The 13,105-nt window shown below is 67.8% G+C and carries 14 protein-coding genes; 8 read left to right on the top strand and 6 right to left on the bottom strand.

The features are described from left to right. Positions 1 to 2: 2 nt before the first annotated feature. From rho to hemE, 4 genes are all read right to left on the bottom strand, one after another. Positions 3 to 1,442 carry a transcription termination factor Rho gene (gene rho / locus HZ989_RS02470; protein WP_209322071.1) on the bottom strand — a complete coding sequence of 480 codons (1,440 nt, stop codon included), beginning with the start codon at positions 1,440 to 1,442 and terminating at the stop codon, positions 3 to 5. Between the two features lie 215 nt (positions 1,443 to 1,657). Continuing rightward, positions 1,658 to 2,122, bottom strand: coding sequence for a CopD family protein (locus tag HZ989_RS02475; protein WP_209322072.1), 465 nt, complete (start codon positions 2,120 to 2,122; stop codon positions 1,658 to 1,660). Between the two features lie 11 nt (positions 2,123 to 2,133). Further along, a complete protein-coding gene (gene hemH, locus HZ989_RS02480) occupies positions 2,134 to 3,213 on the bottom strand; it encodes a ferrochelatase (protein ID WP_209322073.1) in 1,080 nt (359 codons plus the stop codon). Next, positions 3,210 to 4,247 (bottom strand): uroporphyrinogen decarboxylase, encoded by a 1,038-nt coding sequence (hemE, locus tag HZ989_RS02485; RefSeq protein WP_209322074.1) that lies wholly within the window; start codon positions 4,245 to 4,247, stop codon positions 3,210 to 3,212. The genes hemH and hemE overlap by 4 nt, the downstream gene beginning before the upstream one ends. Positions 4,248 to 4,752: 505 nt before the next feature. Between hemE and HZ989_RS02490 the strand changes: the two genes are divergently transcribed. From HZ989_RS02490 to dnaQ, 5 genes are read left to right on the top strand one after another with little or no spacing between them, the layout of a single operon-like run. Beyond that, on the top strand, positions 4,753 to 5,622 hold the full coding sequence (locus tag HZ989_RS02490) for a pyruvate, water dikinase regulatory protein (protein ID WP_209322075.1): 870 nt from the start codon (positions 4,753 to 4,755) through the stop codon (positions 5,620 to 5,622). 56 nt (positions 5,623 to 5,678) lie between these two features. Beyond that, positions 5,679 to 6,224, top strand: coding sequence for a Maf family protein (locus HZ989_RS02495; RefSeq protein ID WP_245162500.1), 546 nt, complete (start codon positions 5,679 to 5,681; stop codon positions 6,222 to 6,224). Further along, positions 6,221 to 7,048, top strand: a complete 828-nt coding sequence (locus tag HZ989_RS02500) for a shikimate dehydrogenase (RefSeq protein WP_209322077.1) — start codon at positions 6,221 to 6,223, stop codon at positions 7,046 to 7,048. The genes HZ989_RS02495 and HZ989_RS02500 overlap by 4 nt, the downstream gene beginning before the upstream one ends. After that, entirely contained in the window at positions 7,045 to 7,686 is a 642-nt protein-coding gene (gene coaE, locus HZ989_RS02505) for a dephospho-CoA kinase (protein ID WP_209322078.1), read from the top strand. Before HZ989_RS02500 ends, coaE begins: the two co-directional genes overlap by 4 nt. A 6-nt stretch (positions 7,687 to 7,692) precedes the next feature. Then, positions 7,693 to 8,400, top strand: a complete 708-nt coding sequence (dnaQ, locus tag HZ989_RS02510; RefSeq protein WP_209322079.1) for a DNA polymerase III subunit epsilon — start codon at positions 7,693 to 7,695, stop codon at positions 8,398 to 8,400. A 42-nt stretch (positions 8,401 to 8,442) separates the two neighbouring features. Here the strand turns inward: dnaQ and secB are convergent, their stop codons facing one another. After that, positions 8,443 to 8,940: a protein-export chaperone SecB gene (secB, locus tag HZ989_RS02515; protein ID WP_209322080.1), complete on the bottom strand. Its 498-nt coding sequence runs from the start codon at positions 8,938 to 8,940 to the stop codon at positions 8,443 to 8,445. 212 nt (positions 8,941 to 9,152) lie between these two features. Between secB and timA the strand changes: the two genes are divergently transcribed. The 3 genes from timA to HZ989_RS02530 all read left to right on the top strand — a co-directional run bounded on the left by timA (position 9,153) and on the right by HZ989_RS02530 (position 11,551). Then, positions 9,153 to 9,800: a TIM44-related membrane protein TimA gene (timA, locus tag HZ989_RS02520; protein WP_209322081.1), complete on the top strand. Its 648-nt coding sequence runs from the start codon at positions 9,153 to 9,155 to the stop codon at positions 9,798 to 9,800. A 166-nt stretch (positions 9,801 to 9,966) separates the two neighbouring features. Further along, on the top strand, positions 9,967 to 10,923 hold the full coding sequence (locus HZ989_RS02525) for an MltA domain-containing protein (protein WP_371812969.1): 957 nt from the start codon (positions 9,967 to 9,969) through the stop codon (positions 10,921 to 10,923). 196 nt (positions 10,924 to 11,119) lie between these two features. Next, positions 11,120 to 11,551, top strand: coding sequence for a BLUF domain-containing protein (locus HZ989_RS02530; protein ID WP_209322083.1), 432 nt, complete (start codon positions 11,120 to 11,122; stop codon positions 11,549 to 11,551). Between the two features lie 3 nt (positions 11,552 to 11,554). Here HZ989_RS02530 and HZ989_RS02535 read toward each other — a convergent pair whose 3' ends face one another. Beyond that, entirely contained in the window at positions 11,555 to 13,084 is a 1,530-nt protein-coding gene (locus HZ989_RS02535) for a helicase HerA-like domain-containing protein (RefSeq protein ID WP_209322084.1), read from the bottom strand. Between the last annotated feature and the right edge of the window lie 21 nt (positions 13,085 to 13,105).

The following is a 13,105-nucleotide window of genomic DNA, read 5'->3' on the forward strand; positions in this document are numbered from 1 at the left end:
GATCAGGTGTTCATCGACTGGAAGAAGTCGGCGTTGTTCTTGGACTGACGTAGCTTGTCGAGCAGGAATTCGATCGCGTCCTGCGGTCCCATGGGGTTCAGGATGCGGCGCAGCACATAGGTCTTGGTCAACTGGTCCTTCGGCGTGATCAGCTCCTCCTTTCGGGTGCCGGACTTCAGCACGTCGATGGCGGGGAAGATGCGCTTGTCGGCCACCTTGCGGTCCAGCACGATTTCCGAGTTCCCCGTGCCCTTGAACTCTTCGAAGATGACCTCGTCCATCCGGCTGCCGGTATCGATCAGGGCGGTGGCGATGATGGTCAGGCTGCCGCCCTCTTCCACATTTCGCGCCGCACCGAAGAACCGCTTGGGCCGCTGCAGGGCATTGGCATCCACGCCGCCAGTCAGGACCTTGCCCGACGAGGGCACCGTGGCGTTATAGGCCCGGCCCAGGCGCGTGACCGAGTCCAGCAGGATGACAACGTCGCGCTTGTGCTCGACCAGGCGCTTGGCCTTCTCGATCACCATCTCGGCCACAGCGACGTGGCGGGTGGCCGGCTCGTCGAAGGTGGAGGCCACGACCTCACCCTTCACCGTCCGCTGCATGTCGGTGACCTCTTCGGGCCGCTCGTCGATCAGCAGGACGATCAGGGCAACCTCCGGATGGTTGGCCTCGATCGACTTGGCGATGTTCTGCAGCATCACCGTCTTGCCGACGCGCGGCGGGGCGACGATCAGGCAGCGCTGGCCCTTGCCCAGCGGGGCGACGATGTCGATGACCCGGCCGGAGCGATCCCGCAGGGTCGGGTCCTGGATTTCCATGATCAGCCGCTCGTTGGGATACAGCGGCGTCAGATTGTCGAAATTGACCTTGGTGCGGACGGTCTCGGGATCCTCGAAATTGATCGTATCGACCTTCAGCAGGGCGAAATAGCGCTCGCCCTCCCGGGGCCCGCGGACCGCGCCATGGACCGTGTCGCCCGACCGGAGACCAAACCGGCGGATCTGGGACGGCGAGACATAGACATCATCCGGTCCCGGAAGATAATTCGCATCGGGCGAGCGCAGGAAGCCGAAGCCGTCGGGCAGCATCTCCAGCGTACCGGAGGCGATGATCTCGACCTCTTCGTCGGCCAGGGTCTTCAGGATCGCGAACAGCAGGTCCTGTTTGCGCAGGTTCGAGGCGTTCTCGATGTCCAGCTGCTCGGCGAAGGCCACCAGTTCGACCGGCGACTTGTCGTTCAGTTCCTGCAGGGTGATCCGGCCGGAGGGGACGACGGACTCGCCCTCGTCGTCGGCATCGTCACCGATGTCGGCCGCCACGTCGGCGTCGTTGGCTCCGTCGGCCTGGGACCTATCGGCCCGGGACGTATCCTCGGGCGTCAAGGCATCCAGCGCCTCGGTTTCGGGGCTGTCGTTGGAGGTGTCGCGGACGTCGGTCATGTCGGAACTCGGGATTCACGCCGTCCCGCCCCGGCGTCGGACGACGTCAGGCGGGGACGATTGGAAGGGTGTGGCCTGACGGCCGAGGGGGAGCGGCGGGTCCGGGGGCGGCATCTGCCAGCGATCGGTCGACGCGAAGAGAAGGGCAGCGCCGCAGAACGACGCCTCGACTCCAGCGGAACCACGAACCAGGGGTCCGGGTCAAGCGTGGCGGATCAGAACGTCCACTCCGTCGTTACCGACAGCACCATGACGATGGCCAGGACGAACGGCACCTCATTGGTCATGCGCCAGAATTTCGAGGTCCGGACCGATGTCCCGGCCAGGATCTTCCTGCGCTCCGCCACCAGATAGACATGCCAGGCCAGCAGCAGCACGACCCCGATCAGCTTGGCGACCATCCAGGGCTCGACCAGAAAGGCCACCCCGCGCATCTGCACATCCAGATGGATCAGCCACAGGCCGAAGATCAGGGCCAGACCCATGGCTGGATGCAGGATGATCTTCAGCATCCGCCCCTGCCACAGCCGCAGCAGCGTCCGCATCTCCGTCTTCAAAGGCTCGGTCTTGTCGGCCTGTTCGGCGTCATAGGCATAGAGCCGCGGCAGAAACAGCAGGCCTGCCATCCAGGCGATGACAGCGAGGATGTGAAGACCGCGAGCCAGATCGTACAGATTCATGGCTGAGCCTCCTAGGCGGCCTTCTTTTGCGCCTGACAGGGGCAGGCCTTCCAGCGCCCCTGGCACCCGGGCCCCGCGGCCGCGACACCGGTTCGGCCCAGGCTGTCTTTCACCGCATCGGCCAGGCCGTCGATGAACAGAGGGCTGACCCCCACGGCCGGCACGCGCAGATAGGGGTGAACCCCGGCCTCATGCGCCAGTTCGCCGTATTCAATATCCAGCTCGACCAGGGTCTCGATGTGTTCGGACACGAAGGCGATGGGGGTAACGATCAGGCCGATACCCTCGGCTCCGGCCGCACGAATGGCATCGGGCGTGGACGGTCCCAGCCATTTCAGCGGCCCGACGCGGCTCTGGTAGCACAGCAGCCAGTCGCTCAGACCGGCTTGGGACGCGACCGCGGCGACGGTCGCCTCGACCTGTTCCTGATAGGGATCTCCGTCCTTGTGGACGAGCTTTTCCGGGATGCCGTGCGCCGAAAAAAGGACCCGCACCGCCCGGCCCGGATGCTCCCGCGCAGCCTCCGCCAGCTTGAGACGAACGCCCTCGGCCTGCGCCGCGACCCAGCCTTCAGCCCGGGGATAGCAGCAGATCGTCCGGGTCGTGCCCGTGCCGCCATAGGCGGCGTTCCAGGCCTTCAGCGACGAGCGCGTCGTGGTGGTCGAGAACTGCGGATAGAGCGGCAACAAAACGACCTCGTCCGGCCCCCAGGCGGCCACGTCGACCGCGGCTTCCTCGGTCAAGGGATGCCAGTACCGCATGGCCATGAAGCTCCTGACCTCGTCGCCCGGCAGTCGGGCCGCCAGCGCGGCTTCCAGCGCCTCCATCTGGGCCCGGGTCTCGCCCTTCAGCGGCGATCCGCCATTGGAATCCATCATTGAATAGTTGGCCTGGGCGCTGGCCTCACGACGCGAGGAGATCAGCTTCGCCAGGGGCGTGCGGAACAACCCGGGTAGCCCGATAATGGCCGGGTCGTTGAACAGGTTAAACAGGAACGGCTTGACGGTCGCCGCATCGTCCGGCCCCCCCAGGTTGAAGAGCACGACGGCGATACGACGACCCGACCGCTGGCTCCCCGGGCTTGCGTTCACTGCGCGCCGATCCGTTTCAGAACCTGCTCGACATGAGCGATCGGCACGTCCGGCAGGATGCCGTGGCCCAGGTTGAAGATCCATGGGCCGGAACCCCAGGCCTCCACAAGCTGATCCACCCTGCGGTCCAGCGCCGCACCGCCGACACGCAGCAGCAGCGGATCGAGCGCGCCCTGGATCGGCTTGATCTTCTGGACCTCGCGGCCGCGCTCCAGAGAACACGCCGTATCCACCGCCACACCCTGCACATCGACCTCGCGGGCATAGCGATCGGCATGAAGCGCTGAGCCGCGCGGGAACCCGATCAGCGGCACGGTAACGCCCAGCTCCCGCACCCGCCGGACCAGGGCCTGATGGGGCTTCAGCACCAGCCGCTCGAACAGGTCGTCCGGCAGGCCTTCTGCCCAGCTCTCGAAGATCTTCAGCGCGTCAGCCCCGGCGTCGGCCTGCATCTTCAGATAGCGGGCGGTGGCCTCGACCAGCACGGCCAGGACCTCGTCGACCTTCTCGGGTTCCGCATAGGCATAGGAGCGGGCCGTGGCGCGTTCGCCCTTGCCGATCGTGTTGTGATGGCCGTCCAGCATATAGGTGGCTACGGTCCAGGGCGCGCCGGCGAAGCCGATCAGGGCGCGTTCCGGCTCCAGCTGGCTGCGCACCAGGCTCAGGGTCTGGCCGACCTGGTGCAGATGCTGGCCTGCGCCTTCCGTGAGTTCCTGCATCCGGCTGACGCTCGGCAGCAGACCGAGGCGCGGCCCCTCGCCGGTCTCGAACCAGACGTCCTGGCCAAGCGCCTGCGGGATCAGCAGGATGTCGGCGAAGACGATGGCCGCATCAAAGCCAAAGCGGCGCATGGGTTGCAGGGTCGCCTCGGCCGCCATCTCCGGGTTCAGGCAGAAGGCGATAAAGTCCGGAGCCTGGGCCCGCAGCGCCCGGTATTCAGGCAGATAGCGCCCGGCCTGGCGCATGAACCAGACGGGTGGACGCTCCAGGGTCTCGCCCTGCAGGACGCGGATCAGTGACGGCGTGGTGCTCATGACCTTGGCTTTACGGGGGGAGGGCGCTGGCCTCAAGCCCACGTCCTCCTCCTTGTTCCATTGAGAATCATAAAAGGATTGGAGGAAAGCAGCAGAGGGCGGGACGGCGGGGACAAACCGCGACGATTCCGGGCTTCGGTATCGCTTTTCCACGCCCGGCGGGCGGCTTCAGTCGTTCGCGACGAAGGCCGGTGGAAAGCGGGGATAATCCTTAACCAAACCTTAACGGTCGGGGGCTCCGGCGGGTTGTTCAGCCTTGACTGGCGTGGGGGTCATTTACCTTCTGTTAAGGATGTCCCCAACCTACCGACCGGGGCTACGGCCGCATGGGATGATGTCCGGCAAGGATACCGGTGTGTCCGACATTCTCCCGGCTCGCCCGGCGCACAGTGGCGCCCTATAGAAAACCGTGCCCCGGCGTCGCCGCGCGGCGCCCAGACCGATCCACAGGAATCACGACCATTCGCGCAATCTCGATCTTGGTTATCCAGCCGTGGGGTCCGCGGTGAGCCCGGCCAGGCCTGCGGGCGCCTCGCGGCTGGCGACCTATTTCCACGTCCATCTGGTCTCGGATTCGACCGGTGAGACGCTGAACGCCATGGCCAAGGCGGTCACGGCCCGCTTCGACGGCGTCATCCCGATCGAGCACATCTACGCCCTGGTTCGGTCAGACCGCCAGATGGAGCGTGTGCTGGAGGAAATCGCGACGGCACCGGGTGTCGTTCTTCACACCATCGTCGATCGTGCCCTGAGGGCCCAGCTGGAAGAGGGCTGCCGCGCGCTGGACATTCCCAACATCGGCGCTCTGGACCCGCTGGTCGGAGCCCTGTCCCGGTACCTGGGCGCCGCCCTGTCGACCCGCGTTGGTGCCCAGCACACCCTGGATCACGACTACTTCAACCGGATGGGGGCGCTAGACTACGCCATGTCGCACGACGACGGCCAGGGCACGGCCGAGCAGCTGGAGGGGGCCGATGTCGTCCTGGTCGGGGTCAGCCGCACATCCAAGACGCCGACCTGCATCTATCTGGCGCATCGAGGTGTCCGGGCGGCCAATGTGCCTCTGGTGCCCGGTCAGGAGGATGGCGAACGCCTGGTCGGACTGAAAAACCCGCTGATCGTGGGCCTGACCGTGTCGCCTGACCGGCTGATCCAGATTCGCAGGAACCGGCTGGACGGCCTGAACGCCAACCACACCTCCTCCTATGTCGAGCCCGACGCCGTGCGGGAGGAGACCATCAAGGCCCGCCGCGCCTTCGAGCGTCGGGGATGGCCGACGATCGATGTGACCCGCCGCTCGGTCGAGGAGACGGCTGCAGCCATTCTCAATCTGCTGAACGAACGGCGGAACAGGACGGCAGGGGTCACCTGGTGACGGGCGAAAGGTTCAGACGGCTGATCCTCGCGTCGCGCAGCGCCGCACGGCGCGCCATGCTGACCGGAGCCGGCGTTTCCTTCTCGATACAGGACGCCGGCGTCGACGAGGATGCCATCAAGATCCGCCTGACCGGCACCGATCCGGCCGACCTGGCGCTGGAGCTCGCGCGTGCCAAGGCCCTGGCGGTATCGCGTAAGGATCCGCACGCCTGGGTTCTGGGTTCGGACCAGACGCTGGATCTGGAAGGCACGATGGTGTCCAAGGCTCCGGACCTCGCGGCGGCGCGTCTGCGCCTGCTGTCGATGCGGGGCCGGACCCACCATCTGAACGCGGCGGCCGCCCTCGCACACGACGGCGTGGTCGTCTGGTCCGGCGTGGATACGGCGCGGATGACCCTGCGGCATTTCTCCGACGGATTTCTCGATCACTATCTGGCTGCCGAAGGCGAGGCCCTGCTGGGCTCGGTCGGCTGCTATCGGCTGGAAGGCATGGGATCGCAGCTGTTCGACCGGGTCGAGGGCGACTATTTCACCGTTCTGGGCATGCCCCTGTGGCCGGTGCTGGACGAACTACGCCGCGTCGGAGTGATCGCGACATGACGGCCAGACTCACGGGCGCGGTGCGGCTCGGCGGGATCGTAGGAAATCCGGTGACCCATTCGCTCAGCCCGGTCATCCACAATGCCTGGCTGGAGGCGGCGGGCCTGGACGGGACCTACGGGGCCTTCTCGCCGCGCGATGCCGCCGGCTTTGAGGCCCTGGTGGCCTTTGGGCGGGCCGGACTGCTGGCGGGTGTGAACGTCACGGCGCCCTTCAAGGAACAGGCCTTCGCCAGCGCCGATACCCGGTCCGAAACGGCCACGTCCAGCGGATCGGCCAATATCCTGGTCTTCCGCGACGGGCAGGTCTTTGCCGACAGCACCGATGGCGAGGGCCTGCTCCGGGCGCTGTCCCAACAGGCGCCCGCGCTGTCCCTGGAGGGATCGCCCGTCGTGATGCTCGGCGCGGGCGGGGCGGCGAGGGCGGCGGTCGCGGCCTTGCGCGATGCGGGGGCCACCGTCCGGATCGTCAATCGCACCCGGGAACGCGCCGAGGCCCTGGCCACGGACCTCGGCGGCCTGATCGAGGTCGGCGATGAGGCGACGGCCTTCGCCGGGGCCGCTCTGGTGGTGAACGCGCTCAGCGTCCGACCCGCGATCGATCCGGAGGACCTCGATCCGGCCACGGTGGTCATGGACATGACCTATCGCCCCGTCCGTACACCGTTCCTGACGGCCGCCAGAAGCGCCGGCCTGACCACCGTCGACGGCCTGGCCATGCTGATCGGCCAGGCCGGGCCATCCTTCCGGGCGATCTTCGGTGTCGAACCGCCCGATCTCGATCCCCGCCCCCTGCTGCTGGCCCATCTGGGAGAGACGGTGTGATCGTTCTGGGCCTGACCGGATCGATCGGCATGGGCAAGTCGACGACGACCGCCCTGTTCGCCGATCATGGAGCCCTGGTCTGGAACGCTGACGATGCCGTCCACGCCCTCTATGCCCCGGCCGGGGCGGCGGTCGGGCCGGTCGGTGAGGCCTTTCCCGGTGTCGTGGTGGACGGTGCAGTGGATCGGGCGCGACTGGCCGAGCGCCTGGGCCGCGACGCTGCGGCTTTCCGGCGGCTGGAGACGATCGTCCATCCGCTGGTTGTGGCCGGGCGGCTGGCCGATCTTGAGGCCGCGCGGGCGGCGGGGGTCGCGCTGGCCGTCCTGGATATTCCCCTGCTGTTCGAGACCGGTGGCGAGCGCGCCGTCGATGCCGTGGTGGTCGTGTCCGCGTCCGAGGCGGTGCAGCGCGCCCGCGTCCTGGCCCGGCCCGGCATGACGGTTGAGCGGTTCGAGGCCATCCTGGCGCGGCAGGTCCCCGATTCTGAAAAACGCCGCCGCGCCGACTTCGTCATCGATACGGGCGGGAGCCTTGAGGCGACCCGCGCCCGCGTGGCTGAAATCGTGGGGATGGTTCTGTCGCCGGGCTGGAAGCGGCCAGTGCGGAGCCTTTCACAACCCGACGAACCGCCCCATTAAGCGGGGATGGCCCGCGAAATCGTTCTCGATACCGAAACCACCGGCTTCGACCCGAAAACGGGTGACCGGCTGATCGAGGTCGGCTGTATCGAGATCATGGATCTCTTGCCCACCGGGCGGACATTCCACCGTTTCGTCAATCCGGAACGGCTGATCCCGGCCGATGCCATCCGGGTCCATGGCATCACCGACGACAAGGTCCGGGACGCGCCCCGGTTCGCCGAGATCGTCGTCGATCTGATGGGCTTCATCGGCGATGCGCCCGTGATCGCCCACAATGCCCAGTTCGACCGCAATTTCATCGACCACGAATGCGGCCGCTGCGGCCATCCGCTGCTGCACGAGACCCGCTGGATCGATACGCTGCAACTGGCCCAGAAGCGGTTTCCCGGCATGGCCAATTCGCTGGATGCCCTGTGCAAGCGCTACCGGATCAGCCTGGTCGACCGCACCCTGCACGGGGCCCTGATCGATGCCCGCCTGCTGGCCGAGGTCTATCTGGAGCTGAGGGGCGGCAAGGAGCGGGTCCTGGACCTGACCAGCCGTCGCGAGAGCGTGGCTGCCGCCGCCCACGCCGCGGCGGGCGGCTATGGTCCCCGCCCCCGGCCGCTGGCCCCGCGTCTGCGCGCCGAAGAAAGCGCCGCCCATGCCGCATTCCTGGCCGTGACGCTCAAGGACCGGTCGTTATGGGAAGGCTACGGGGTGACCCTGTAGTCTCGGCCCTGTCGGCGAAGCCGATGGGGAGGGGACTAAAGCCTACGCCACGCCCGACGGCTGACCATTCTGTTGCTGCATCCGCGCGGCATAGATGCCGGCGAAATCGATCGGATCCAGCATGAAGGGCGGATAGAAGCCACCGTCCGCCGTGGCGCGGGCGATGATCTCGCGCGCATAGGGGAACAGGTAGCGCGGGCATTCGATCAGCAGCAACGGCTCTATGTCGTGCTCGGCCACGCCCGACAGCTGGAAGAGACCGCCATAAAGCAGCTCCACTTGGAACACCGCCATCGCCTCGGTCGAGGCCTTGATCGACAGCTTGATGTCGACCTCGAACAGGCCGTCGGGGCGGCCCTGGGCATTCAGCTCCACACCCATATCGATCGAGGGTCGCCCCTCGATACGCAGCGAATCCGGGGCCTTGGGGTTCTCGAACGACAGGTCGCGGACATATTGCGCCAGGATGCGGAAGCCCGGAGCGGGCGGCTGGCCGGTGGGGGCGGAGCCGTTCGGCTCGGTCGGGGCGACATCGGTCATGGGGTCAAAGCCGTTGGCGAACGAAGGATGAGAGGCCGGGCGACTAGCATTCGCGACACGCCCCCGCAACGGTGCCGTCCCATTGCCGTCCACTCGCCTTCGTGACGCAGCGGATGCGTGTCGCCTTGCGCGCGTCTATATAGGACCGTAATCGTCCACCAGACGCCGTTCGCCTCCGGTCGAAAGCGCGCATCGAAAACCCGGGATAGACCGTGCCCTCACAGTTTCTGATCGTCATCTTCGCCGTAATCGCGGCCATCGTCCTGTTCCAGCTCTACAATGTGCTGGGCAAGAAGGTCGGCCGCCAGCCGCAGGAAGATGCGAAGACCCTGACGGCCCTTCCGGCGACCACCGGTCCGGACGCCCCCGGTCGGACGCCCGGCGTAGACGCCACCCTGCTGGCGGCTGCCGCCTCGCTCCGTGCCCGCGACCCCGCCTTCGATCCCGCCCGGTTCATCGACGGGGCGCGTCAGGCCTATGAGACGATCGTTCGGGGCTATGCCGCCGGAGACCGCGCGGCGCTGAAGCCCCTCTTGACCCCGGCCGTGCTGGAATCGTTCGAGACCGGCATCGCGGCGCGCGAGACCCGCGGCGAAACCGAACAGGTCGAGTTCCTGCATCCGCCCCGCGCCGATCTCGAACTGGCCTCGGCCGAAGGCGACCGGGCCGTGGCCAAGGTGCGGTTCCTGGCCGAGCTGCGGTCACGGATCATGCCGCGTGCCGACGAGGCCACGCCGGGAGCCCCCGCCGAGGAACGCGTCGAGGAGCGCCGGACCGCTGAGCACTGGACCTTTGAACGCTCGCTGGGCGCGTCCGACCCGAACTGGGTCCTGGCCCGGGTCGAGCCCGCCAACGCCTAGGGGCGACCGCCCCTTGGGATTTTACCGGAGGCCTGGGCTGGCGGCGGCGCTGCTGCTCCTGGCGGGTTGTGCCACCGCGACGGTCGAGGCACCGAGCCAGCCAAGCGCTCCCGCGCCCGGGACATCGCAGCCGCCCTATTCGCCCGATCCCGCCCCGCCGTCCGGCTTGCCCGGCCCGCAGACCCTGCCCGGCTGGGCCGACGAGGATCATCTGGCCGCGTTCCAGGCCTATGCCGGGACCTGCCGTGTTGCGCGCGAGGCTCTCGCGACCGTGCGTTGCGAGAAGGCGCAGGCGATCGGGCGGATGTCCGGGCCCGTGACCCCCTCTGTCGCCCGGGCCTTTTTCGAACGCGGGTTCGGCGTCGTGGCCGCCGGAACCTCTGACGGCCGACCCGGACTGATGACTGCCTATTTCGCACCGGAGTATCTGGCGCGCCGTGCCCCGGACGGCCTGTTCGACACACCGGTTCTGGCCCGGCCCGAGGGCTGGACGCGGGGCCAGATCCTGCCGGACCGGGCCACGATCCAGGCCGGACCTCCGCCGTCCCCGCCGCTCGCCTGGATGCGGGCCGAGGACCTGTTCTTTCTCCAGATCCAGGGCTCCGGCTATCTGACCTTCGAGGACGGGACGACCGCCCGCGCCGCCTATGCCGCCGACAACGGGCGGCCATTCACGGGAATCGCCCGGCCGATGGCCGAACGCGGCCTGCTGCCGTCTGACGGCACCTCGGGCGATGCGATCCGGGCCTGGCTGGCTGCCCATCGCGGGGCCGAGGCGCGGGCGATCACGGCCCTGAACCCGCGCTACATCTTCTTTTCGCTGGATCCCGACGACGGCGGTGATCCGGCCGGCGCGGCGGGCGTGCCCCTGCCGGCGCGCCGGGCCATTGCGGTCGATCCGGCCAGTTGGACCTATGGCGATCTGGTCTGGATTTCGACAGATGCGGGCAACCTGGTGGGTGCGCGCCATGGCTATCAGGGTCTGGTGATGGCGCTGGACACCGGCTCGGCCATCCGGGGTCCGGTGCGCGCCGATCTCTATATCGGCCGGGGCGAGGCGGCTGGCGCGGAAGCGGGCGTCGTGCGCCACCCGCTTCGGATGTGGCGTCTGGTTCCCCGCTAGGGCATGATCGTTTGAGGTGGACCCACGTCGTGGGTCCAGCCGAAAACGTGAATCATGCCCTCGCTCATGTCCGGAGCCTGATTCACGGCATCGGCGGAATCGCGAAGCGATTCCCCCTCAGCCGATCAGGCTCTAGGGAATTGGGCCGATAGCGCCTAGAGGGAAAGGCGGATAGCCCGCCAGGTTGCCCATTCCCATGACATCGCCCATCGAACGTATCGTCTATCGCAGCGATGCGGTCGCCCTGACCGACGGCCCCGTCGATGTCTCGCCCATCCTCTCAACCTCGCTGCGGAACAACGCCAGGCATCGCCTGACGGGGGCTCTGGCGCTCCAGGGCGGGACTTTCGTGCAGGTGCTGGAAGGCGACCCGGAGGCCCTGACCGGACTGATGGAGACGATCGAGGCCGACGACCGACACCGCAACCTTCGGGTCCTGGCCCGCTGGCCGGTACAGGTGCAGCTGTTCATGGGCTGGGCCATGGTGCACGTCGACACCCGCGCCCTGTCGCCGCATCAATCCAGACTGCTGACCCAGACCGGCTCGGGCGCGCAGGTCACCAGCGTGCTTGCTGACCTTGCCAGCGCCCGGCTCGGCTCTGTCGCCCGGCTCAGTTCGGTGGTCTAGGCCCTACCGCCGCTTCAATCCGCCCAGCACCCCACGCAACAGTTCGCGGGTCAGGGTCGATCCGGCGGTGCGCAGGACCGACTTGGTCAGGGCCTCGAGCGGGGTCTGGCGGGTCGAGCGGCGCGGGGCCCTCGGAGCCGGTGCGGGGCGTGGAGCCGGCGCAGCCCGGCCCCCGGGCGCGGCCCCGGGTGCGGGCTCCCCGGCTGTGGTTTCTGCCGCATGGCGGGCGGCGAGGACTTCCGCGGCGGAGTCGCGGTCGATCACCGTGTCATAGACGCCCTTGACCGGGCTGGCGGCCATGACGGCGGCGCGTTCCGGGTCGGTGGCCGGGCCCAGACGGCTGTCCGGCGGACGGATCAGGGTGCGCTGGACGATGGTGGGGGCCCCCTTCTCGTCCAGCACGGACACCAGCGCCTCGCCGGTGCCGAGCGCCTGGATCGCCTCCCGGGTGTCGAAGGCCGGATTGATCCGGAAGCTTTCGGATGCCGCCTTCAGGCCGCGCTGGTCGGCCGGGGTATAGGCCCGCAGCGCGTGCTGGATGCGGTTTCCCAGCTGGGCCAGCACGCTGTCGGGGATGTCGGCCGGGTTCTGGGTGATGAAATAGATGCCGACGCCCTTGGAGCGAATCAGGCGCACGACCTGCTCGACCTTTTCCAGCAGCGGCCTGGGCGCATCCCTGAAAAGCAGGTGGGCCTCGTCGAAGAAGAAGACGAGACGGGGTTTCTCCGGATCGCCGACCTCCGGCAGTTGCTCGAACAACTCGGAAATCAGCCACAGCAGGAAGGCCCCATACAGGCGCGGGCTGTTCATCAGCCGGGTCGAATCCAGCACATTGACCTGGCCGCGACCATCGAGGCCGGTCTTCATCATGTCGGTCAGCTTCAGCGCCGTCTCTCCGAAGAAGGCGTCGCCGCCGTCCTGTTCCAGCTGCAGCAGGGCACGCTGGATCGAGGCAATGGAGGCCGGAGCCACATTGCCGACCTCGCGCCCGATCCGGGCCGCATTCTCGGCCACATAGACCAGCATGGCGCGCAGGTCGTCGAGGTCGAGCAGCAGCAGGCCCTCCTTGTCGGCGACGTGGAAGGCGACGGTCAGCACACCCTCCTGCACGTCGTTCAGATCCAGCATCCGCGCCATCAGCAGCGGACCGATCTCCGACACGGTGGCGCGGACGGGGTGACCCTTCTGGCCGTACAGGTCCCAGAAGACCGTCGGTGCCGCCTTCGGCTGCAGCGTCAACCCCATGCCCGTGGCGCGGGCGATCAGCTTTTCGTTCGGCGTGCCGATCTGGCTGATGCCCGACAGGTCACCCTTCACGTCGGCGCAGAACACGGGCACGCCCATGTCCGAGAACCCCTGGGCCATGATCTGCAGGGTCACCGTCTTGCCGGTTCCGGTCGCGCCCGCGATCACGCCGTGTCGGTTGGCGCGGTTCCACAGCAGATATTCCCGCCGCGCGACGCCGTTGTCAGAAGATTGGCCGAGGAGAAGGCCCGCGGTCTGGTCGAGGGCGGGAGCGGCGGCGTCGGTCATTCGGAACTCCGGTTTCAGCGC

Source organism: Brevundimonas sp. AJA228-03 (genome assembly GCF_017795885.1).
Lineage (GTDB): Bacteria > Pseudomonadota > Alphaproteobacteria > Caulobacterales > Caulobacteraceae > Brevundimonas.